The sequence below is a fragment of the Grimontia marina genome (assembly GCF_900060185.1).
Taxonomy (GTDB): Bacteria; Pseudomonadota; Gammaproteobacteria; order Enterobacterales; family Vibrionaceae; genus Enterovibrio; species Enterovibrio marinus.
In genome coordinates this window covers 1-22582 of record NZ_FIZY01000070.1, presented here as the reverse complement: position 1 = coordinate 22582, position 22582 = coordinate 1, and the positions used below count along the sequence as shown (strand labels likewise).

27 protein-coding genes and 1 pseudogene are annotated in these 22582 nt (G+C 48.7%); 8 read left to right on the top strand and 20 right to left on the bottom strand.

Features of this window, described 5'->3' with window-relative positions; genetic code table 11:
• Window positions 1-126 precede the first annotated feature (126 nt).
• The 4 genes and pseudogenes from GMA8713_RS22745 to GMA8713_RS22735 form a co-directional block, all read left to right on the top strand.
• Window positions 127-567, top strand: a pseudogene (locus GMA8713_RS22745) (molybdopterin cofactor-binding domain-containing protein); the annotation flags it as partial.
• Between the two features lie 24 nt (window positions 568-591).
• Window positions 592-1065, top strand: coding sequence for an XdhC family protein (locus GMA8713_RS28270; RefSeq protein WP_232314540.1), 474 nt, complete (start codon window positions 592-594; stop codon window positions 1063-1065).
• Entirely contained in the window at window positions 986-1615 is a 630-nt protein-coding gene (locus GMA8713_RS28265; protein WP_232314541.1) for an XdhC family protein, read from the top strand. The genes GMA8713_RS28270 and GMA8713_RS28265 overlap by 80 nt, the downstream gene beginning before the upstream one ends.
• Before the next feature lie 2 nt (window positions 1616-1617).
• Complete coding sequence (locus GMA8713_RS22735; RefSeq protein ID WP_062714542.1) at window positions 1618-2226, top strand: nucleotidyltransferase family protein; 609 nt, start codon at window positions 1618-1620, stop codon at window positions 2224-2226.
• A 32-nt stretch (window positions 2227-2258) separates the two neighbouring features.
• Here the strand turns inward: GMA8713_RS22735 and GMA8713_RS22730 are convergent, their stop codons facing one another.
• The 6 genes from GMA8713_RS22730 to GMA8713_RS22705 form a co-directional block, all read right to left on the bottom strand.
• On the bottom strand, window positions 2259-3779 hold the full coding sequence (locus GMA8713_RS22730) for a BCCT family transporter (protein WP_062714540.1): 1521 nt from the start codon (window positions 3777-3779) through the stop codon (window positions 2259-2261).
• A 304-nt stretch (window positions 3780-4083) separates the two neighbouring features.
• The gene (locus GMA8713_RS22725) at window positions 4084-4515 is read right to left on the bottom strand and encodes a hypothetical protein (RefSeq protein ID WP_062714538.1); all 432 of its coding nucleotides are present in this window, start codon (window positions 4513-4515) and stop codon (window positions 4084-4086) included.
• A 247-nt stretch (window positions 4516-4762) separates the two neighbouring features.
• Window positions 4763-5872 carry a molybdenum ABC transporter ATP-binding protein ModC gene (gene modC / locus GMA8713_RS22720; protein WP_062714536.1) on the bottom strand — a complete coding sequence of 370 codons (1110 nt, stop codon included), beginning with the start codon at window positions 5870-5872 and terminating at the stop codon, window positions 4763-4765.
• Entirely contained in the window at window positions 5872-6561 is a 690-nt protein-coding gene (gene modB, locus GMA8713_RS22715) for a molybdate ABC transporter permease subunit (RefSeq protein WP_062714533.1), read from the bottom strand. The genes modC and modB overlap by 1 nt, the downstream gene beginning before the upstream one ends.
• Window positions 6562-6567: 6 nt before the next feature.
• The gene (modA, locus tag GMA8713_RS22710; protein ID WP_062714532.1) at window positions 6568-7338 is read right to left on the bottom strand and encodes a molybdate ABC transporter substrate-binding protein; all 771 of its coding nucleotides are present in this window, start codon (window positions 7336-7338) and stop codon (window positions 6568-6570) included.
• Between the two features lie 122 nt (window positions 7339-7460).
• On the bottom strand, window positions 7461-7760 hold the full coding sequence (locus tag GMA8713_RS22705; protein ID WP_062714530.1) for a DUF6916 family protein: 300 nt from the start codon (window positions 7758-7760) through the stop codon (window positions 7461-7463).
• A gap of 203 nt (window positions 7761-7963) precedes the next feature.
• On the opposite strand from GMA8713_RS22705, the gene GMA8713_RS28465 reads away from it, so the two are divergent.
• The 3 genes from GMA8713_RS28465 to GMA8713_RS22695 all read left to right on the top strand — a co-directional run bounded on the left by GMA8713_RS28465 (window position 7964) and on the right by GMA8713_RS22695 (window position 10502).
• Window positions 7964-8092 (top strand): hypothetical protein, encoded by a 129-nt coding sequence (locus tag GMA8713_RS28465; protein WP_269747464.1) that lies wholly within the window; start codon window positions 7964-7966, stop codon window positions 8090-8092.
• 470 nt (window positions 8093-8562) lie between these two features.
• Window positions 8563-8985, top strand: a complete 423-nt coding sequence (locus GMA8713_RS22700) for an RNA-binding S4 domain-containing protein (RefSeq protein WP_062714528.1) — start codon at window positions 8563-8565, stop codon at window positions 8983-8985.
• Between the two features lie 566 nt (window positions 8986-9551).
• Window positions 9552-10502 (top strand): TDT family transporter, encoded by a 951-nt coding sequence (locus GMA8713_RS22695; RefSeq protein WP_062714527.1) that lies wholly within the window; start codon window positions 9552-9554, stop codon window positions 10500-10502.
• 35 nt (window positions 10503-10537) lie between these two features.
• On the opposite strand, the gene ureG is transcribed toward GMA8713_RS22695, so the two are convergent.
• The 13 genes from ureG to urtA form a co-directional block, all read right to left on the bottom strand.
• Window positions 10538-11158 (bottom strand): urease accessory protein UreG, encoded by a 621-nt coding sequence (ureG, locus tag GMA8713_RS22690; protein ID WP_046305351.1) that lies wholly within the window; start codon window positions 11156-11158, stop codon window positions 10538-10540.
• An 11-nt stretch (window positions 11159-11169) separates the two neighbouring features.
• Complete coding sequence (locus GMA8713_RS22685; protein ID WP_062714525.1) at window positions 11170-11838, bottom strand: urease accessory protein UreF; 669 nt, start codon at window positions 11836-11838, stop codon at window positions 11170-11172.
• A 2-nt stretch (window positions 11839-11840) separates the two neighbouring features.
• The gene (locus GMA8713_RS22680) at window positions 11841-12032 is read right to left on the bottom strand and encodes a hypothetical protein (protein WP_062714523.1); all 192 of its coding nucleotides are present in this window, start codon (window positions 12030-12032) and stop codon (window positions 11841-11843) included.
• A 37-nt stretch (window positions 12033-12069) separates the two neighbouring features.
• Window positions 12070-12537 (bottom strand): urease accessory protein UreE, encoded by a 468-nt coding sequence (ureE, locus tag GMA8713_RS22675; protein ID WP_062714521.1) that lies wholly within the window; start codon window positions 12535-12537, stop codon window positions 12070-12072.
• Window positions 12538-12545: 8 nt separating this feature from the next.
• On the bottom strand, window positions 12546-14252 hold the full coding sequence (gene ureC / locus GMA8713_RS22670) for an urease subunit alpha (RefSeq protein ID WP_062714519.1): 1707 nt from the start codon (window positions 14250-14252) through the stop codon (window positions 12546-12548).
• 1 nt (window position 14253) lies between these two features.
• Window positions 14254-14610: an urease subunit beta gene (locus GMA8713_RS22665; RefSeq protein WP_062714517.1), complete on the bottom strand. Its 357-nt coding sequence runs from the start codon at window positions 14608-14610 to the stop codon at window positions 14254-14256.
• 9 nt (window positions 14611-14619) lie between these two features.
• On the bottom strand, window positions 14620-14922 hold the full coding sequence (gene ureA / locus GMA8713_RS22660; RefSeq protein WP_002536054.1) for an urease subunit gamma: 303 nt from the start codon (window positions 14920-14922) through the stop codon (window positions 14620-14622).
• Window positions 14923-14993: 71 nt separating this feature from the next.
• Entirely contained in the window at window positions 14994-15869 is an 876-nt protein-coding gene (locus tag GMA8713_RS22655) for an urease accessory protein UreD (protein WP_062714516.1), read from the bottom strand.
• 10 nt (window positions 15870-15879) lie between these two features.
• Window positions 15880-16575, bottom strand: a complete 696-nt coding sequence (gene urtE / locus GMA8713_RS22650) for an urea ABC transporter ATP-binding subunit UrtE (protein ID WP_002536057.1) — start codon at window positions 16573-16575, stop codon at window positions 15880-15882.
• Between the two features lie 11 nt (window positions 16576-16586).
• A complete protein-coding gene (gene urtD, locus GMA8713_RS22645) occupies window positions 16587-17429 on the bottom strand; it encodes an urea ABC transporter ATP-binding protein UrtD (protein WP_198159572.1) in 843 nt (280 codons plus the stop codon).
• A gap of 47 nt (window positions 17430-17476) precedes the next feature.
• Window positions 17477-18556, bottom strand: a complete 1080-nt coding sequence (gene urtC / locus GMA8713_RS22640; RefSeq protein WP_198159570.1) for an urea ABC transporter permease subunit UrtC — start codon at window positions 18554-18556, stop codon at window positions 17477-17479.
• Window positions 18557-20221, bottom strand: a complete 1665-nt coding sequence (gene urtB, locus GMA8713_RS22635; RefSeq protein WP_062714512.1) for an urea ABC transporter permease subunit UrtB — start codon at window positions 20219-20221, stop codon at window positions 18557-18559.
• 138 nt (window positions 20222-20359) lie between these two features.
• The gene (gene urtA, locus GMA8713_RS22630; RefSeq protein ID WP_062714509.1) at window positions 20360-21655 is read right to left on the bottom strand and encodes an urea ABC transporter substrate-binding protein; all 1296 of its coding nucleotides are present in this window, start codon (window positions 21653-21655) and stop codon (window positions 20360-20362) included.
• Window positions 21656-21987: 332 nt separating this feature from the next.
• On the opposite strand from urtA, the gene GMA8713_RS22625 reads away from it, so the two are divergent.
• Window positions 21988-22230, top strand: a complete 243-nt coding sequence (locus GMA8713_RS22625; RefSeq protein ID WP_198159569.1) for a hypothetical protein — start codon at window positions 21988-21990, stop codon at window positions 22228-22230.
• 15 nt (window positions 22231-22245) lie between these two features.
• Here the strand turns inward: GMA8713_RS22625 and GMA8713_RS22620 are convergent.
• The coding region (locus tag GMA8713_RS22620) for an IS630 family transposase (RefSeq protein ID WP_157515497.1) at window positions 22246-22582 on the bottom strand (337 nt) is incomplete at its 5' end.

The window sequence follows — 22582 nt, the reverse complement described above, 5'->3', positions numbered from 1 at the left end:
CTGGCTGCGTTATAAGTTGCTGGGTATCAAACGATGCCTTTGTGGAGGCTTGAGCCGTATGCAGTGAAAGTTGCACGTACGGTTCTTAGGGAGACGGCACTTGGCAACAAGTGTCGTCCACCCGACAAACCACTACCAAAAGGTAAAGGGCGCGGTGTTGCCGTTCATGAATCATTCCGCACCTTTGTTGCTCAGGTTGTCGAAGTCACCGTCGAAAATGGCCAAATCACGGTAGATAAAGTTGTTTGTGCCGTTGATTGCGGCGTTGCCATCAACCCAGACATCATCAAAACCCAGATGCAAGGCGGTATTGGCTTTGGCTTGTCACCTGCACTTGTCAGCGAAATAACACTGCAGGATGGCGCCACAGTGCAGTCAAATTTCCATGACTATCTGGTACTGAGAGAAATGCAGATGCCGGAGGTCGAGGTACACATTGTGCCGTCTGCCGAAGCACCGACCGGTGTCGGCGAACCTGGCACACCTCCTATCGCACCCGCTGTCGCAAACGCCGTATTTGCAGCAACAGGCCAGCGATTACACGATCTGCCAATGAAGCTGTCTTAGTCATAACGTCATCAAGGAAGGATAATGGCAAACCACCTACATTATTTGCTAAACGAGTGGTATCCGGAGAGAGACAATGCCGAGTGGGTACTCGGTACTGTTTATGAAACGGAAGGACCTTGTTACCGAAAAGCTGGTGCAATGATGCTTTTCAGTAGCTTGGGTCAACAACTCGGTATGCTTAGCGGAGGATGTCTGGAATCAGACATCCAACGCCATGCAAAAAAGGTGATGATGACAGGTGAAGCCTGCACGTTAACTTATGACAGCCAGGATGAAGACGATTTGTCTTTCCAACTAGGTATTGGCTGTGGCGGCACCGTTCATATCATGCTGCAGCCAATCCATGCAGGTAACGGCTACTTAAGCCTCGATGTTATTTGCGCTCAGTTGGAGCAAAGAAAATCCGGCTTCTACTATCAGCGTATCGTCACGAACGGCGCTGAATATAGAAGCGAACTATATCCCCTCAGAGAAGACTCACCAGCTAGAGGCTGACAAAAACACCATTGGTGAACGACTTGAAGAGGGTGATCAGCGCTGGCTGAAAACCTTCATTCAGCCCCCAACTCACCTTCTCGTTTGTGGTGGAGGGTTTGATGCTAGGCCGATAGTCTCCCTTGCTCATCAATTAGGTTGGCGCGTCTCGCTTTGGGACCCCCGACCTTCAAATGCAAGGCGCGATTATTTTCAATCCGCCCACCACATCCTGCGCGATGAAGCCTGCACGTTGGGGCATTTCTGCAACGAAAAGAATGTCGATGCTGCCGTAGTGATGACGCACAGTATTTCTCTCGACGCCTCCGTGTTGAAATCGCTCACGGATACGCGTTTACGTTATCTGGCCCTGCTGGGCCCAACACATAGAAAAGAAGACGTGCTGCAAACCGCAGAGTTACAGGAATCACAATTACCGTGTAAACTTGCAGGGCCAGCAGGGTTGCAGTTGGGCGCAGCATTGCCTGAAGGGATTGGACTTTCTATTCTGTCAGAATGTATGGCGGCGCTTCATAACTCAAACGCCAAATCTTTCAGTGGAATAGTATAAGAATGATAAAACTTGCCGCAGTGATACTCGCTGCAGGTCGCGCTTCCCGTTTTCAAGAATGCAAAGCGCTGGCCGAAATCAACGGCTCTCCAATCATCAGCTTTCCCATCAACGCTGCGGTTACTGTCACTCAAGACATATTCATTGCAACAGGCTTTTGGCACAAAGAGCTCGAAGCCGCGTGTAAAGAAAACCATTGGCCAGCCAAAACCCTCTATATTGGTAAATGGAAAGAAGGTATTGGTAGCGTCATTTCCTCCGTGACTGAGAAGTTAGAGAGTGACTATAGCGCCATTTTGTTTATGCTCGCCGACCAGCCTGCTATCAGCACTGATAACATCGAACTGCTTTGGAAAGTCTTTAAAGAGCACATCAACGACGCGGTTTGTTGCCAGTATCATGACACCGTAGGTGTCCCCGCGATCGCCTCAAAAACTATGTTTGAAGAGTTAAAAACCTTGAAAGGTGATGAAGGTGCCAAACACCTATTGAACAATGGCAAGCACATGGTGAACGTGGTTGCCATTGATCAGTGCAATATAGATATCGATACTCAGGAAGACTTAGACAACTATATTCATTATCTGAATCATATGGCTTCGTTGTGGTGATGGCGCCAGTTGAAGTTATCAGACTACCGCTTCTACTGTATCGCTTTAGCCGCAGACATGCCTTTCAATGCTACTGGTGCTGAAATCAACGTCGTTGCTATCAACAGCGAGACAGGTACCGCAGTGACAACGATAAAAGACTCAAGTGCTGCCAAACCACCGTTCCCTGCAGTCAGTAATACTGCCGCCACCACACCCAGCATTGCCGCCCAAAACAGTCTCTGGTATTTAGAAGGTGTAGCGTCTTCTGATGTCACAACAGCAATGGCATATGCCATGGAGTCACCTGTAGTTGCTACAAATGTTGTGGTGAGAAGCAAGAAAGCTGGCACCAGAATAATTTGTAGTGGTAGTTGCTGAAGCGTCGCAATCAAAATACCAGGTAACCCAGCGCCAGCCATAGGGCCTGAAATTGCGCCCGGATTGGTCAGCTCAAAGAAAATACCTGTACCGCCTAGTGCAGTGAACCAGAAGTTGGTGACGAGCGGTGACCCGACTGCTACGGCCAGGATTAGTACACGAATACTTCTACCTCGGGATATCTTGGCAATAAAAATCGCCATCATTGGCGCAAAACCAATAAACCATCCCCAGAAGAACCAAGTCCAGTTAGTCATCCAAACTGTTTTTTCTGTGCCTAAGCTCATCGCCGAAAAATGCTCAATATAACTACCAAATGCAGTCACAAATGAACCAAAGATGAACGAAGTTGGGCCCAATGTCAGAACAAACAAAAGTAATGCTAACGCGCCAATTACATTAATTTTCGAAAGCCACTGAAGTCCTTTGTCCATTCCCGTAAATGCGGAAAGTGAGTAAATTACTACCACTCCCAATAGGATAAGTACCTGCGAGCTAAGGGTACTATCGATACCAAACAAAACCTCAATACTGAAACCTAACTGGCTTGCTAAAAAGCCGATGGGCCCAATCGTGCCCGCTGCTACACCAATAATTGAACATGCATCAACAACCGCGCCAAACCAATGGTTTTCAAACCGCTCTCCAAACACGGGATATAGTAGCGCACGAGGTCTTAGCTTGAGCCCTTTTTCGTAATGCGCATACATCAAAACAATTGTCGCCAGTGTCCCTAAAACCGACCAAGCCAAGAACCCCCAGTGGAGAAAACTTTGACTCAACGCTGCGGTCACTGCAGCTTCTGTATGCTGTCCAACGCCAGAATAGGAAGGAGAAGGCGAAAGGAAGTGATACACAGGTTCAGCGGCCGACCAAAACACGCCTCCACCTGCGAGCAATGTGCACATGATCATCGATACCCAGCGAAACGCACTGATATCCGGTTTGCTTTGATGGCCAAGTTTTAGTTTTCCGTAAGGAGAAATAGCAATGACAAGAGCCAATGCAAGATTTGCCACCATTAACCATTGCCAGAATGCGCCGAACTCTTCTGCTGCGAATCCAAACATCTGATTGATAGTCTGGGAGAAAAGCGACATATCGATCATAGCCGCTAAAAGGAACAAAGAAAAAAAGCTAATGGTTAGGGTAGATACCAGCTTTTCAGCTTTAAAAAGAGAAGTAAAAGTCATTGTACTCTCACATTGTGTGTGAGGGGCGGCACCTTAGCAAAGTCATAATGTGATATCCATCACTTTTATTTGAGGTCTAATAATTTTTATCACAATCGGTCTTATTAAAATTCGTCAATATAGATCATATACCTTTGTTTCTAAAAGACTTAGTGCCATTCAAGTTCACGAAGAATCTTATCAACTCTAAACATAGTCAAGACACCAAAAGTTTAGATGATCAACGTTGTCAGTCATTTGGGAAGTTATAGGTCAGAATTAACGACGAAAGAGTCAAATTTCGGACATAAAAAAGCCTGAATAATCAGGCTTTTTCTTTGGTTTTTTTCTTTGAGCTGGTGTGAGCTTCGACAATCTGTTTGTGGAGCAAGGTTGCTGCTCGCAACAACCTTGGGTGAATTTGAACTTTGTTTCCTTCCACAAGCATCTTGTTGTAATTGATCACGGACGCTGTTAAACAGGCAGCCACTTTTATTTGGTTCAGCTTATGTGCATACATCGCTGTCTTAATTGCGATAAACGCACGCTGGTCATTCTTTTTATAGTTCTGAACTGCGAATCGTTCGAATCGCTGAAAATCCTTGTGATATGACTGGTGAATACGGTTAACGTGCTTGTCATAATACTCGCGGTATTTTCCATAGCTACCAGAGCGATTCGCTTGCATGAGCTTCTTTACCCAATCTGTCGACTTGAGTTTTTCTTTCTTAAACAAGCAAGTTAGCCATGCAAACATTTATCTCTCCTACTACTCATCACGAGCCATCTACTCAACCAGAATATCTAATCTGCTCGTAAAAATTATGCTATTGCCTATATCTAAAGGGGAATTTTGCGACTCATCAAGCAAGAGGCCGCCCTGAAGCGTTGCACGCGAACATCTCTTTGGTCACGCATCGCTATATTGCGGACCTTGAATACCTGCGATGTAAGGCAAACGCCCGGAGATTCTACTTTAATTTGCGACAGAAACGTCATAGAAATTAATAAAAATTCTTGTGCTCCTGGGCTAAATCTCCCTTGGTGATGCTGACGCCCTTTAGCTGAGCGAATACCACATCACCAAACGATAGCCCAAGGTCATCAACGGCCCATCGGGTTATATTTGCCAGCAATCTCTGGTTACCAACCCGTAACACAACCTGACAATAATCCGGTTCATTGTCTCCGAATTCTGAACGACAAACTTCCTCAACAACCGCTGGCAGAATATTTCGAATGCTAGTGTCGGAAGGACGGGATTTCACAATAGAAATATCGTTGGCAAAAATACGAAGGCGAAGCAGGGAGCCTTCCGCATTCTCCACTCTAGTCACCCAGACAGTTTCTCCCTCCAGATCCAGTTGCGCCATACCATAAATTGGGTGATAACCAACTAACTTTGCCGTCACCAGGGCGCTTTGCTCCTTCGCAGACAGCCAAGGGCGCATCGGTGCCGATCCCCAAACATCATGAAGTGGGCCATTCGCCACGGTCTTCCCTTCATTTAGAATCAGCATGTTGTCGGCGATCTGTAGGATTTCATCCAAGCTGTGGCTGACATAAAGCACTGGCACACTCAAAGATGTGGTAAGACGGAGTAAATACTGAATCAATTCTTGCCGACGCGGACCATCAAGAGAAGCCGTAGGCTCATCCATGATTAACAACTGTGGGTCTGAGAGCAAGGCTCGACCGATGGCTACACGCTGCTTCTCTCCGCCTGAAAGCGCAGAAGGATATCGCCCAAGAAGGTGTTCTATGCCAAGCAATTGAGTTATTTCGTCGAACTGAGCTTTATCCTTTCTGCGCTGTCCGTATTTAAGGTTCTTTTCAACTGACATGTGTGGGAAAAGCCGCGCTTCCTGAAAAACATAGCCAATCCGGCGATGTTCAGGAGCAAGGTTGATATTTTCAATACTGTCGAACAGTACCTTTTCGCCCAAGGCAATTCTCCCTGCATCAGGCTTCACCAAACCACTCACCGCATTGATAAGTGAGGTTTTCCCCGCGCCAGAACGCCCAAAAACCGCAGTAATGCCTGACGAAGGAATGGTTTCATCCACACTGAGCTGAAAAGGGGAAAGGTCAATGTTAAGCTTCAGTGTAATCATTACGTCCCCATCTTCCTTTTCATTCGACGGCTAAGCCACTCAGAAGAGAATAAAGACAGCAAAGCAATAACAATGGAGATAGCACATAGCCGTGCCACGCTCTCTTCAGCGCCCGGCGTTTCCAGGAAGGCAAACATTGCCAACGGGATTGTCTGAGTTTCTCCCGGAATATTCGAAACGAAAGTGATCGTCGCACCAAACTCACCTAAACTACGGGCGAAGGATAAAACAAGTCCAGACAAAATACCTGGCGCTATTAAAGGCAAGGTGATCGTAAAAAATACACGCCACGGAGAAGCACCTAATGTGCGCGCCGCCTGTTCGAGCTTTTGATCGACAAGTTCGATAGAAAGTCTTACCGCGCGAACCAGCAACGGAAACGCCACGACGGCAGAAGCCAATGCCGCCCCCTTCCAACTAAAGGAAAATGACACACCAAAAGTCTCATAGAGCCAACTTCCGACTACACCACGACGTCCCATTAACACAAGCAAGAGGTAACCAATGACGACGGGAGGAAGCACCAAAGGAAGATGGATAAATCCATCCAGCAACGACTTCCCGGCAAACTCCTTTCTCGCCAGCAACCAGGCGGTCGCGACACCAAGAGGCAAGCTTGCAGCAACGGCCACAAAGGATATTTTCAGGCTGAGTGCCAGCGCTTCCCATTCAACAGGTGTGAGTAACATCAGTTTTTATTGCTCTTTTTTCATTTGCATCACCACAAACCCGTTGCTGGCGACAATCTTTGTTGCGACATCTGAATCCATAAAGCGGAAAAATTGTTCAGCATTTTTGCTTGCTCCTTTGGTTAGAGCCTTAGGAAATACAATCGGCGAATGCGCGCTATCAGGGATCTTAGCAGTCACCTTTACGCGTGATGATGCTTTGGCATCGGAAAAATAAACAATTCCGAGCGGAGCTTCGCCCCGCTCCACCAGAGCCATCGTCGCTCTTACACTATTAGACAATGCCAATTTGTTCTTTACACTGCCCCACAGACCCATCGTTTCCAGTGATTCTTTGGCATAAATGCCGGCAGGGACATGTCCGGGATCGGATATAGCCAGCCTACTTTTACCAATCACTTCAATTAAGGTTTTATCATCCAAAGCCGGCAGGGTTCGAACATCTTTCCCTGAAATAAATACCAGTTGGTTTTCCAACCAAGGCATCACAGTATTCTCTTCTATCACACCCTGTTCTACCGAGTAATCCATCCACTTTTCGTTGGCCGAAATGTAAATGTCGGCGGGTGCACCGTATGCGAGTTGACGAGCCAGAGCAGAGGAAGAGGCGTAAGACACAGTTACTTTATTCCCGGTCTTTCTTTGATACACTTCCACGATTTCACTTAGCGCTGTTGTCATCGATGATGCTGCAAACACCAGAACTTCTTCACGCGCTGAGACAGATGAAGAAAACACGAAGATGACAAAGAAAAAAGCGAGAAGAATGCGATGCATACAACCTCTGACCGAGACTACACAGAAAGGCAATATCATAGCAACGAATCTATCAAGACGGGAATTCAATGCGAGATATTAGAATTTGCTTGGTGAGAAAGTGAGCTAAAGAGGCGTAGAACTTACGCCTCAGTGTTAATAGTGATGCTATAGCGATTATTGCCTGCTTGCATCATATAGAGAATCTGTTGTCCCATTGAGTGATGGGAGATAAGGTAATTACCTTGTGGAAACTCAGCGTCTTCCGGACCTACGAGAACAATAGTGTAGTGTTCAACAAGGCGGTCATTTTTAGTAGTGCCGTTTCCCTCTCCTTCATTCACTGCTTCAACCAACACATCATATTCGTTTTCTGCACCATCTATCAGTTGAACGGTTTGTCCTGCTAACTTGGAGATATTATCCCAAGACAATACATTCATTTTCTCTCTCCCGACATCCGTATTAGTAGTTGTGTTGCATCCTGACTTGATTGTTATATTTATTCACCAATAGGCATGATTAAAGTGTAGCCAGCGACGGGTCGAGATACTGATTTTAAATAGAAATTTCTGACAGTTGCCCCACTTTTGCTGTGTAATTTTCAATAAAGCGAGGATTTGAATGGGAAGTTGGGAAGCTTGGAATGGCTTTGGAACCAGAAACGCCGGATGGCGTTTCTGGTATCTTTGCGATTAACGCAGTTTTGATGGACGCGTCTTTTGCGTTTTACTTTGATGGTAAAACCACAGGCGTCTTGCTTTATTACTCATAGAGAACACCTCTTTTTTTATTCAGGTTAAAATGGGCTGACCTTGTTGAATGAAGGTGAGCATGCATTACATTCCTGAGTGTTTAAAATACACTTCGTCCGCAGTTGCCAATTTATTGGCTGACTCCCCTTATTTGTTTACCTCAAGGAGCACAATTCTTAAGAATGAATGATTTATTCTTAGATGCAGGATGAAGTTGTATGATATGACAGCGGAAATTCAGAAAAATTTCATAACTCATCACAACGACAGTATTTTTATTACATACAGTTTCAAGTTTCAAGAGATTCCGAACGCACACATGCTTTACCAGTCACAGCTCTGCACCACAACAGTACACCTGAGCATTGTATCGTCAATGCTCTCCAAGCCACGTCATTCGTGCGTTTCAGAGTGCACAGATATCTAATATTACGCTAAACTCCCTCTTGGTCTTTTGACCTTACAAATCACAAAAAAATGAGTAGCGAACATGTCGCACGAAGAAATTGAAGTAGAAGCACTGGGTGTAGAAGTTTCATCACAGCCGATTGAGTTGTACAAAATACTCAAAATTGCGAATGCCGTTAGCGGTGGTGGTGAAGCAAAAATGGCCATTACAGATGGCTATGTCATTGTTAACGGTGAAGTAGAAACACGTAAGCGCTGCAAAATTTATGATGGTGATGTGATTGCTTTCAATGAAGAGTATTACGTATTAATTTGCGATACGCCACCAACACTGACTAAGCCAAAGCCGAAAAAACAAAAGCTGGATCAAAAGCCCTCGGCAAAACAGCTTCAGAAGCCAACGGGTAAAACATCCGTAGCAAAACCAGATAAAACAGCAAAAGAAAGATCCAAGCCGCAAACCGAAAAGCGAGCGCCGAATGGCAGGCGACATATCTCTTTCTAAGCTTTGCCCAAACGAAAAAAAGCCACCTAAACGGTGGCTTTTTGCTTAACTCTAAAGGTTGAAAATCGAATACTGTGGTGTTGCCGTAGATATAGCTTGCCTCACATTGCTCACTACGTTGAGCTACCGAGCCTCGTGCATTTGCATCTCATGGGCTATTTGGTGTGTAAGGACTTTTTCAGTTTTGGTGTATTTCTACACTGGTGTAACAGTCCAAATTGTTATGCAACCCAAATTCGTCGCCAGCGCTCTTTTGCCCAGCGAACAAAAGCTCAAAGCTCATCCTCATTCGTCTAAATTTTTGGGTGCAATTTGATTATAGGTAAGCTTGACGAAGGGGCTAGAATGCATTTCTGTGATTGTGATCAGGTTTCCGCTTTCGACAATATCAGTCTTTTGGGGTGATTTTCCGGCAGGAATTATGCTTTAAACCCTCACCAGACAAGGCCTGAGCAAAATTCCCAGAAATTATTTTCCCCTATTGTCTGAAATTAATATAGAAATTTCGCAAACGCACTCACGAGCATCAATCAGCAGGCGTATAATACCCACTCTGCAATAAGCTCATGGATGTTAGATTGACAGCTTTCCACTCCCCATTTCGATTTATACCTACCGCCCAGGCATCCCTAGCGATGGCATTTTTTGGGCTGGGTGTCGCATGGTCTCTCTACCACCCAATAACTGGGCATCTCACCCGACCCATTCTCTCGACAGTCGGCATTTTGTTGATTGGTCCTGTTTGGCTCAAATATATCTTTGAGCCAAAGCGTTTCTTCCAAGACCTCCGAGACCCGCTTTACGGGAGCTTGATGGCGCCCATGACCATGTCGCTATTATTGATGGCAGACTTTCTGGCGGAAGTGAATGTCAGCGTGGCAGCGGTTATCTGGTATCCGGCGATGACGATGCACATCTTCATGATGTGTTATTTCTTCTTGCACCATTTGAGAAACTTCGAGAAGTGCAACATCTACCCAAGCTGGTTTTTATATCCAGTCGGGTTGATCAGCAGCACATTGGCAGGTCCAAAACTGGGGTTTGATAACGAATCTGCCCTGCTTGCCCACATTTGTATCGGTGCGTATTTCTGCATGTTGCCATTTGTGCTTTATCGGCTTGTCTTTTTGGATAGTTTACCGAGGAATTCACGTCCAGTATTGGCGATCATGGCAGCGCCAGTGAACCTCGCGCTTACTGCGTATTTGGTCAATATGCCAACCCCTGACCCGGTTTTAGCTGGCGCCTTGGCCGGAGTGGGTATCATGATGACCCTGTTCGTCTATCTCTGTTATATCGACCTACTCAAAGAGCCCTTCCAGCCCACGCTTGCGGCGCTGACCTTTCCTTCGGTTATCAGTGCCGTCGCCATGGAGCGATTGATTCTCTGGTTGGGAAAAGACTTCCCTCACTGGACATGGCTTGAACGACTGGGTCTGGTCGAACTGACCGTCGCGACACTTCTGGTGAGCTGGGTCAGTTTTTGCTATTGCCGACACTATGGGTTCGGAAAGTAAAGAGCCCAGATATAACCAATCGAGAAGCGGGTTTATCAACCCGCTTTTTTTAGCATTCCTTCTGTCTCAAGGAAATGAATCACTTCTGCCAGCCCCACACCTTCCTTCAGGTTGGAAAAGACATAAGGTTTCACCGGACGCATTCTTTTGGTGTCCGAATCCATCACATCGAGGTTCGCGCCGACGTAGGGTGCCAAGTCGATTTTGTTGATCACCAGTAAGTCAGAACGCGTAATTCCCGGTCCACCTTTGCGTGGGATCTTCTCGCCTTCCGCCACATCAATCACGTAGATTGTCAGATCAGCGAGTTCAGGGCTAAACGTGGCACTCAGGTTATCGCCGCCGCTTTCGATAAACACTAAATCCAAATCTTTATGAAGCTTCGCCAACCCCTCGACAGCTTCAAGGTTCATTGACGCATCTTCACGAATCGCAGTGTGCGGACAACCGCCTGTTTCCACTCCAACAATGCGTTCTGCAGGCAGCGCCTCGGCCTCGGTCAGAATACGCTGATCTTCACGGGTATAGATATCATTGGTGACAACAGCCACCGAATAGGTGTCGCGCATGGCTTTACATAGCACTTCTAAAAGCGCCGTTTTTCCTGACCCAACCGGGCCACCCACACCGACTCTTAGCGGTTGTTTATAATCCATCTTCATTCTCCTTATGAGCGGAATAGCCGCGTGTATTGCGTTTCATGGCAGCTCGACGCGATGGCCTGCGCTGGTGCAAAAGAGCCAACTTGTTCGTCAGCCATAAAACGCGACGCTTCGACGACTTCCTGCAAAGCATCTGACACATCCATCAACACACGCTGTCCCGCAGTTTGTCCTAACGGCACCATTTTCACACCAGCGACGACACAGTTTTCAAGCCAGCTCCATGCATAACCATGGCAAAGGGCCTCTTCTTCTATGCCCCATTTCATTCCGGCATACGCGAAGCCTGCGACCTGACTTTTCGCCAGCAACACATCTAACTGGGTTTCGGCTTCAACCAGCTCAAGTTGCTGTAACAGTTTCAGCATGGTGCGTCCACGCTGGAGCTCTTCCGTTCTTAGTTCCAACGTTTCGCGGCTGGCATACAGCCAATCGCACCAATGATTTGCCGTCACAACGTCATCTGACTTCAGTGCAGCGAAAACGCGGCGAAGCACGGGCAGTTCGAGCTGTTGCAAACTGTCTGTCGCCAAGCTCACCAACCAGTCCTTCAATGCAGATTCACTGTCGACCCAGCCTGTTTCTATCGCCCACTCCAAACCTTGTGAGTAGCTAAACGCCCCCACTGGCAAAGAAGGACTGATAAGTTGAAACAGACGATAATCGGATTGCATGACTAACGGCCGTTGAACATGCGATGAATCATGTAGCCAATTCCCGCCGCAGCTACCAGCATTAATACAGTTTCAAACGGGTGTGCCTGCGCGGTGGCCAAAATATGATGCGGCGTCTCAGCATGCGGTTCGCCAGTGATGTGTGCAAACGCGGGAAACGGTAATGCCAGCGCAGCGATAAGTGATTTTTTCATAGTCCTGTCTCCTTGACTGAATGTATTAAATCTAAAATCAATGATGATGGTGATGACCGGATGAATGGCCGCCATAAGCACCTGCTTCTGGCTCAAAGGGGGCCATTTCGACTACTACACGGCCTCCGAGTAATCCCACCATTTCGTCTAAAACGTGGTCGTGCTGATAACGCACCCACCAATCACCGACTTGCAATGGCACATGGCGGTTACCCAAGTGATAAGCGAGCCGAGCCAACATAAGGCCATCTTCGGCGTGTACTGTTGATACTTTTTCCTCCGCAGCGATAACGCGCACGTGGTGGCCGCAGGTCGACACCAACACATCGCCACCGCGAAGCGTTTGCCCTCGTGGAAGAAATAGCCCAGCCTCACTGCCGTTATCCAACGTGACACGGATACGGCTTTTTATTCTTGAATCAATACCAAGGTGAATAGTCGCCATCTCAGCGATATCACTGCCCCTAACGTCCGATTTTTTGATGATTTCTGTAAATTCGATCATTTTTCACCTCAGAACAGGAAGAAACGTTGCGCCATTGGCAACACATCTGCCGGCTGGCAAACCAGTAATTGGCCATCAGCACGCACCTCATAAGTTTGAGGATCCACTTCGATTGTTGGTTGCCAATCGTTAAGCTTCATGTCTTTTTTACGGATGTTTCTGCAGTTCTTCACGGCCACTGCGCCACTCTTCAGCTCCAGCATTTCCGGTACACCGTTATCAATTGACATCTGAGACATAAACAACAGCGAGCTGTGCGCCGGGCCAGCACCAAATGAACCAAACATCGGGCGGTAATGCACAGGCTGAGGCGTGGGAATGGAGCCATTTGGATCGCCCATAGGCGCGGTAGCAATTAAGCCGCCTTTGATCACCAGTGACGGTTTCACGCCAAAGAAAGCTGGCTTCCAAAGTACTAAGTCCGCCAACTTACCCTTTTCGATTGAACCCACTTCATGGGCGACGCCGTGGGTAATCGCCGGGTTAATGGTGTATTTCGCCACATAGCGTTTGATGCGCGCGTTATCGCTATAGCTGCTGTCGCCTTCCAGCGAACCAAACTGCACTTTCATCTTGTGCGCGGTTTGCCAGGTACGAAGGATGACTTCACCGACTCGTCCCATGGCTTGCGAGTCCGACGAAATCATCGAAAACGCACCCATGTCGTGGAGCATGTCTTCTGCCGCAATGGTTTCGCGGCGAATACGGGATTCCGCGAACGCGATGTCTTCGGCGATTGAAGGTGAAAGGTGGTGACACACCATCAGCATGTCGAGGTGTTCGTCCACCGTGTTGACCGTGTAAGGACGGGTTGGGTTAGTTGAAGACGGCAACACGTTAGCAAGGCCCGCCGCTTTGATGATGTCTGGCGCATGACCACCACCCGCCCCTTCGGTGTGATAGGTATGAATAACGCGGTCGCCAATGGCATTCAGCGTCGATTCCACAAAGCCACACTCGTTGAGCGTATCGGTATGAATCGCAACCTGAGTATCGGTCACTTCCGCCACGCTTAAGCAGCAATCAATCGCTGCTGGCGTTGAGCCCCAGTCTTCGTGCAGTTTCAAGCCACAGGCACCCGCTGCAATTTGCTCGTCCAGCGCATCCGGCAAGCTCGCGTTACCTTTACCCAACAAACCAAAGTTCATCGGGAACGCATCCAGCGATTCGAGCATGCGGTGAATGTTCCAAGGCCCTGGTGTACAGGTTGTCGCATTGGTGCCTGTCGCAGGGCCAGTACCACCACCGATCATGGTCGTCACACCAGAGGTCAAGGCTTCTTCGATTTGCTGCGGGCAGATAAAGTGGATGTGAGAATCAATGCCGCCCGCTGTCAGGATTTGACCTTCACCCGCCACCACTTCAGTACCCGGGCCAATGATGATATCGACATTGTCCTGAATGTCCGGGTTACCGGCTTTACCAATACCGGCAATGCGACCGCCTTTTACCGCCACATCCGCTTTTACTATGCCCCAGTAATCGAGCACGACAACATTGGTGATCACCATGTCCGGTGTTTCGCTACTCGGGCGCTGGCTTTGTCCCATTCCATCGCGAATGGTTTTACCACCGCCGAATTTCACTTCGTCGCCGTAAACCGTGAAGTCTTTTTCCACTTCCAGCCAGAGGTCGGTGTCCGCCAAGCGCACACAGTCGCCTGTGGTTGGGCCGAACATTTCGGCATAGGCGCTTCGGGATATTTTCTTACTCATCTCAATCATCCTTATCGCTGTTTGAAGCGCCATCTATCGGACCCATACAGCGTCCTTGAAAGCCATACACCTCGCGGGAGCCCGCGTAAGCCACAAGCTCTACCGATCGGCTTTGACCTGGTTCGAAACGCACCGCCGTACCTGAAGGAATGTTGAGACGAAATCCTTTTGTCATGTTGCGATCAAAAATCAGCGCGTCATTCACTTCGAAAAAGTGATAGTGAGAGCCGACCTGAACTGGCCTGTCACCTGTGTTTGCTACATCAACGGTAACAGTTGGGCGACCTGCATTGAGCTCGATGTCCCCGTCTGCTGCGCGAATTTCACCCGGCGTGAAGGAACCTGTTTTTAGTTTCATTCTGGCCTCCTACACAATCGGATCATGAACAGTAACGAGCTTAGTGCCATCAGGGAAAGTCGCTTCTACCTGCACGTCGTGGATCATCTCTGGCACCCCTTCCATCACGTCATTGACGGTCAGGATAGTGCGACCGTAATCCATCAACTCCGCCACGGTTCGACCGTCTCGCGCACCTTCCATAATCGCGGCACTTATCAAGGCGACAGATTCGGGATAGTTCAACTTCAAGCCGCGCTCTTTACGTCGTTCGGCAAGTAAAGCAGCGGTAAACAGCAGCAGCTTGTCCTTTTCTCTCGGGGTTAACTCCATGTGTTGACTCCTTGCAGTTTTCGCGGTCAATACACCGCTATAAATCAGTTACGCCAGAACACCGCTATACATCAGGTACGCCAGATCCTCGGCACATCAGGGGTTGTGCCGGTCCAGTGTTTTCGAATTCTTAGCCAGCATTCCGTCAGAATGTGGAACAGGGTTTCTGTGTTTGATGCCAATGCCCGCACAGCCAATAAACCATCGATATAGGTAATGCCGAGCTCAAGCGCTTTGGGTTTGTCCTTCTCAGCCCACCAGCTTTTAAGCAACTCAGACAAAATCTCTGCATCGCCATACACGAACATCGAACCGACAACGGGATAGCCACGAAGTGCCGCAGCAGAGTGTTGTAGCGTGGCTGGATTGACGCGTAGGCGCTCGCAGAGAACGAGCTTGTCGTCGATGGAAATCGTGGTCATTCCATCAATCACGCCTTTATCGAAGGCTTGGTTGGAAACAGGCTGTCCCAAAGTCCAAATTTCCCAGCCTGCAAAGCGCGCACGAGAGAAAATTTGAATATCAGTACGGGTGACAAGATGGGCATTCGGAAACGCAATGTTTTCCAACGGCAACCACTCAAGACGGCTGTCTTCACCCACTTTCAGCGATTGGTTTAATGTCGCGACGCGACCGTCTGAACGATAAAAACGGGTTGCGCCAGGAGTGGTAATCAGCGCTTCTGCGCCGTCTTTGGCGTCGACAAACACATTCAGGCTATCGCCACCCACTACACCACCCGGCGGATGCAACAAATGGCTGTGGCAAACGCCGCCTTCAGGATACAAAGCTCGCTGTACCGCCAAAGGGCCACGGTGAAGGCAATCACGCAGTACCGTTCGGGTACCGTTGTGCTGATAGCCAAGGCGAAGCTCCGCTTCCCATCGGCCATGAGACTGGGTGTTCAGGACATTGCTTTCATAAACATCAGAGAGCGTTTGTGCCATGCAATCACTCCTACACCGTCAGATACTGTCGAATCAGATCATCTGAAAGCTCGTCCATTTCGCCGCTGGCAACGCTTCTTCCGCGATCAAGCAAGCAGAATCTGTCCCCGACTTTTCGTGCGAAAGGCAGCTTCTGCTCAACAAGAATGACAGTGAGACCCATCTCTTGATTGAGTTTGCAGATGATGTCGCCAATTTCCTGCACGATGTTTGGCTGAATCCCTTCTGTCGGCTCATCCAAAAGCAATAGCTTGGGGTCGATCACCAAAGCGCGGGCAATCGCCAATTGCTGTTGCTGACCACCTGATAAATCCCCGCCAAAGCGACGCTTCATTTCCGCCAGGACAGGAAACAACTCATAGATGTAATCAGGGATTTTCCTGTCGTTCTTAGGGCGGATGGGCAGGCCGATTTCCAGGTTTTCCTCAACGGTTAGTCGAGGGAAGATCTGACGACCCTGCGGCACATAGCCCACACCCGCCCTCGGTCTGTCTTCGGCGCGGCGCGGGGCAAGGTCATTACCTTCCATCAGGATTTGGCCGGTATCGACTTTCAATAATCCCATGATGCTTTGCAGCAAGGTGGTTTTTCCGACGCCATTGCGTCCCATCACCACGGTGCATTGTCCTTTTGGCGCTTCAATTGAAAGATCCCAGAGTGTCTGACTCTCTCCGTAACGCTGATTTAATCCATTTACCGTCAGCATTAAACTCTCTCCTATTGACCCAAATACACTTCACGTACACGCTGGTCATCCTGAATCGACTTCATCGATCCTTCTGCCAGCACATGCCCTTGGTGAAGCACGGTCACTGTCGACGCAATACTGCGAACAAAATCCATATCGTGTTCAACCACCATGATCGAATGCTCGCCCGCCAGCGAAAGCAGTAGCTCAGCAGTACGATCCATCTCCTGATGCGTCATGCCCGCCACAGGCTCGTCCACCAACAACAACTTAGGTTTCTGCATCAGCAGCATGCCGATTTCAAGCCACTGTTTCTGTCCATGGGAAAGCTTGCCCGCCAACATTCTGGACTGTGTGTCTAAGCCTATTAGTTCGAGTACTCTTTCTATGTCGCATTTCTGCTCACCGGATAAAACGGCACGGAACAGATGCCAGGTGGATTTCTCACCCGCCATGGCAAGCTCAAGATTTTCCCAAACTGACAGCGCTTCAAATACGGTAGGTTTCTGGAATTTTCGGCCAATGCCCGCATTGGCAATTTCCGCTTCATCCATCTTGAGCAGGTTCAATTGCTGACCAAGCCAGACGTCGCCCACATCCGGTCTCGTCTTACCCGTGATGATGTCCATCATGGTGGTTTTACCCGCACCATTTGGCCCGATAATGCAGCGAAGCTCGCCTTCTTTGATGTACAGGTTCAAATCGTTAATCGCTTTGAAACCATCAAAAGATACCGACACGCCTTCGACGTAAAGCAACATGCCGTTTTTCACGTCGACTTTTGGGTTGTATTGAGGTTTCAGGAAGCTGAATACCTGATCACGTCGGGTGATTTCATTCAGCAGCTCCGCCGTAGGATTGATTTCAGGCATTTGTTCTTTTTGGTGGTTCATGCCTTCTGCCACCAGCGTTCTCGACATCATGCGTTTGCCTCCTTACGAAACAGTCCACTTACGCCTTTTGGCAGATACAAGGTGGCGAGTACAAACAACGCACCCAACGCAAACAGCCAGACTTCAGGAAATTCAACGGTGAACCAGCTTTTCGCGTAGTTCACCAACACGGCACCAATGACACCACCGTAAAGGGTTGCACGACCACCCAGAGCTACCCAGACCACAATTTCAATAGAGATTAAAGGCGCAAATTCACCCGGGTTGATAATGCCTACCTGAGGTACATAAAGAGTACCTGCAACACCAGCGATGGCGGCAGAGAGGACAAACAACCAGAGCTTGCTATTCTCAACACGATACCCAACAAATCGGGCTCGGGATTCCGCATCACGAACCGCGATCGTCAGTGCACCTAATCGGCTCACAACCACAGCACGGCACAGCAAATAAGCCAGAATTAGCGCGATCACGGTGGCAGTAAATAACCCGATCCGGGTGGCGTCGCTTTGGAGACTAAAACCGAGAATATCTTTGAAATCCGTCAGACCATTGTTGCCGCCAAATCCCATTTCATTGCGGAAGAAAGCCAGCATCAAAGCAAACGTCATCGCTTGCGTCATGATGGAGAGATAAACCCCCGATACACGCGAACGGAATGCCAGCCAGCCGAACACAAAGGCCAACAAACCAGGCACGGCGACCGCCATCAAACAGGCAAACCAGAATTGGTCGAAGCCAAACCAGAACCAGGGTAATTCCTGCCAGTTTAGGAACACCATAAAGTCAGGCAGTTCTGGGTTACCGTAAACGCCACGATCACCAATCTGGCGCATCAGGTACATGCCCATGGCATAACCGCCGAGAGCGAAAAAGGCGCCGTGGCCCAGACTCAAAATACCAAGATAGCCCCAAACCAAATCCACTGACAGCGCGAGAATGGCGAAGCAGAGATATTTGCCGAGCAAAGAAACGGTATATGTTTCCAGATGAAAAACGCTACCTGCCGGCACCATCAAATTTAGGATCGGCACCAGAAAGCCGATGCCCAACAGCACGGCAATCATCATGACCGTTGAGCGGTCGAAAAGAGGTTTAGTGACCATTTAGTTGTCCTCCGCCATGCGTCCACGTTGCGGGAACAAACCTTTTGGACGTTTCTGAATAAATAGGATGATGAACACCAGAACGAGAATCTTCGCCAATACGGCACCCGCCCAAGGCTCCAAGACTTTGTTGAACACGCCGAGACTCAGGCCCGCAGCCAAGGTTCCCCATAGGTTTCCAACACCGCCAAAGACCACCACCATGAAAGAATCGATGATGTAAGCCTGACCCATGTTCGGCCCCACGTTGGTAAGCTGGGAAAGTGCCACGCCAGCAACACCGGCAATGCCTGATCCCAAACCAAACGTCGCCATATCGACCCATTCTGAGCGCACACCCATCGCGCGGGCCATTGCACGGTTTTGCGACACGGCCCGAACCTGCAAGCCCAAAGGCGTGCGCTTCAAAATAAACAGGAGTGCAAAGAAGACCATTAGGCAGAACACCATGATGTACATACGGCTGGCCGTCAGCTCTAACATTGGGGTGACTTCAATCATGCCGCTCATAAAATCAGGCGTACTGACAGAGCGGTTAAGCGGCGAGAAGATGCTACGAACGGCTTGTTGCAGAATAAGGCTGATACCGAAGGTCGCCAGCAGGGTTTCCAAGGGTCGGCCGTAAAGATGTCGAATCACCGAACGTTCAATCGCCATGCCCACCAATCCGGAAACCACAAAGGCACATGGAATAGAAAGCAGCAGAGCCATGCCGGTTTGCGCAGGAAAAAGTTGTTGCAGCACATAGGTCGTATACGCACCGATCATGATCAGCTCACCATGCGCCATGTTAATGACGCCCATGACACCAAACGTGATGGCAAGGCCGATCCCCGCGAGCACCAGTACCGAACCCAGGCTCAAGCCGAAATACAGGGTTTGGGCGGCATTTACTACACGCTGACTTTGTTCATACTCAGCAATCGCTTTGTCCAGCGCCGTGATGGTTCCAACATCATCACTCTGCACTTTCGCTCTTGCTGCCTGCAGCGCATCAAAGGCTTCGGGCAAACCAACGCCAGACAGGAAAGTTATGGCGTCCATGGTCTGCTCGGGTTCGCTGCCTTCTGTCACTGCGTACACAGAAATTGCCGTGGAGAGATACTTTTTAGTGACAGTGTCACTCTCAGCGTCGCGTATCGAATTGATGGTGGGCAGTAAGGAGGCATCAAGCTCTCCAATCATGCGCCTAGCCGCGATTTGTCGGGTTTCTGCTTCAGCGCTGGACAGTGCAGCTGTCGCCATGGCTGTCTTTATCTGACTGCGGATACTGTTATTGATGGTCACCGCACGGTATTGGCGTTTCTTTTCTACCGTCACAGTGTCGCCAGAGAGGATATTGGTCAGCTCGCTGCCTTTCGCCAATGGTGGCTCGACAAGATACCAAATGGATTTGGCTTTCTTGTCGTAAAACACCTGCTTATTAAGCAAGCCTTCGAGAAGTTGAATATTAGAAATAGTTGCTTGTTCGGATGACTCTGTTGACGCGATATAAGCAATCGCGACTTCTTTGTCATCAAACGAATTACCCGCAAGTGCGCTTGCGGCTTGCGACATCTCCGAAATGTCGGCATTCGCCTGTGCTGTTATCAGCACGCTACTCATAAGAACAAGTAAACGGCACAACCACAGCAGGCGATTCATTGTTGCTGTCAAACGTTGCATGAATCGATCCTTCGAAAAAGTCCTGCCAATGCGGTTCATATGTGCAAGGAGACGGCACCGCAAAGGCAGGTAAACTGGAAGTAACCTTCCGAGCGGGAGTCTCTGTGGACTCCCTACCCTGATTGATGAGGTTAAAATTTACTCAGCAACACCTGAGCACTGGCCCGTGGTGACATTGAAGCTGCCGCAAGACATTGGCTTCAGCCAGCTTGCAAACAGATCTTTTGATCCAGTGAGGTAATCAGACCATGCATCACCCGCCACAACGTCTGGGGTTTCCCACACTGTCACGAACTGGCCGTCATCCTGAATTTCACCAATCAACACAGGCTTGGTGATGTGGTGGTTAGGCATCATGGTCGCATAACCGCCAGTCAGGTTGGGTACAGTCACACCGATGATGGATTCCTGAACGGCTTCAGAATCTGTGGTGCCTGCTTTCTCAACCGCTTTCGCCCACATGTTGAAACCCAGGTAAGTAGCTTCCATTGGGTCATTCGTCACACGCTTGTCGTCTTTGATGTAGGCATGCCATTTCTCAACGAATTCGTCGTTGGTGTCAGTTTCCACGCTCATGAAGTAGTTCCATGCAGCGAGGTGACCGACCAGCGAAGAGGTGTCCATACCAGACAACTCTTCTTCACCGACTGAGAACGCAACGACAGGAATGTCTTCCGCTTCTACGCCCTGAGCAGCAAGCTCTTTGTAAAAAGGCACATTGGCGTCACCGTTGATGGTAGAAACCACGGCGGTTTTCTTACCGGCTGCGCCAAATTTCTTGATGTCAGCAACGATTGACTGCCAGTCAGAGTGACCGAATGGGGTGTAATTGATCTTGATGTCTTCTGGCTTAACACCACTATCAATCAAATAAGCTTCGAGGATTTTGTTGGTGGTACGTGGGTAAACATAGTCGGTACCTGCCAATACCCAGCGTTGAACACCAAGGTCTTCTTTCAGGTAGTCAACGGCAGGAATGGCCTGCTGATTAGGCGCTGCGCCGGTGTAGAACACGTTTTTCGAGGACTCTTCACCTTCGTACTGAACAGGATAGAACAGCAGGCTGTTAAGCTCTTCGAATACAGGTAAGACAGATTTACGAGAAACGGATGTCCAACAACCAAACACCACGTCTACTTCTTCTTTCTCAATCAGTTCACGTGCTTTTTCTGCAAACAGCGGCCAGTTTGAAGCTGGATCAACCACAACAGCTTCCAGCTTCTTGCCGAGCAAGCCGCCTTTCTTGTTTTGCTCGTCCACCATCATCAACACGGTGTCTTTCAACGTGGTTTCACTGATCGCCATCGTCCCAGACAGCGAGTGCAAGACACCCACTTTGACCGTGTCTTCTTCAGCGACAACCTGAAATGAGATGCCAGCACCAGCGATAACCGCAGCACTTACCCAATTTAATGCAAACTTCTTCCCTTTCATTGCAAAAGCTCCTTATGAGTATCTGGTATACCCTTGAGCAAGAGTCTTGCCATAAAAGAGATATTACTCGCAAATATATTGCAATCAAATGATTTTAAAGGAGGTTTTTACAGAGTGCCCGACGCTATAGGTACAGAGCGTAAAACGGTAATGCGTAACATTGGTGCACATGTAGTCAAGCATCGCACTATATTAGTTACTTCTTAGTAAGTGTCTTATCAATGCACTTTTATGGGGCATCGTTCGATAGTTTTTGTGAGTAAGAAGGAGAGATCAATCCGGACGAACTAAGCTTACGTAGTGGTAAACATGTTCTTGCAGGAAGAGCGTGTATGATGAAGCACCTAACCTATGTCTGGACGATCGTAATAGGACTGATGTTCAGTACAATCACGCTCGCCTACCCGGCTTATGGATTGATTGAACCGCACCGTACACTCATCTACTTTTCCAAAGGTTTTGACGACGCTGTTGCCTCCTTCGAGCGACAGTTATTGGTTTATCAATGTCAGATAGACGACAGAGACCTGCACACTTTGATCCTGGATATGAACGACCTCTCTGATTCTAAATAACTGATCCGAATAGTGCTACATTTTCGCCGTGCCGTGGCAACCTCCCGGGTACGGCGATACGTTATCCATAAAGTGCTTCACCTTCCTGAGCAATTGCCACATATGTTTACACCTGTGATTCCGAGTAATTGTCTCATGGAGAGCATTCCACAATCGTTCTATGACGTTGACCCAAGGGCAATAAACGGGCTGGAACAGCAGCCTGAACTTTGGGTTCTTCTTGAGCCAAGCCTTCGTTTTTTTACTTTTGTGGATGATGTAGTTATCCAGTATCAAGGTGACACTTTTGGCTCGGCGGTAGTGCCACTTTAGCTTCTCCAGCATGGCAATGAATAGGTCTGAGTCTTTCTTT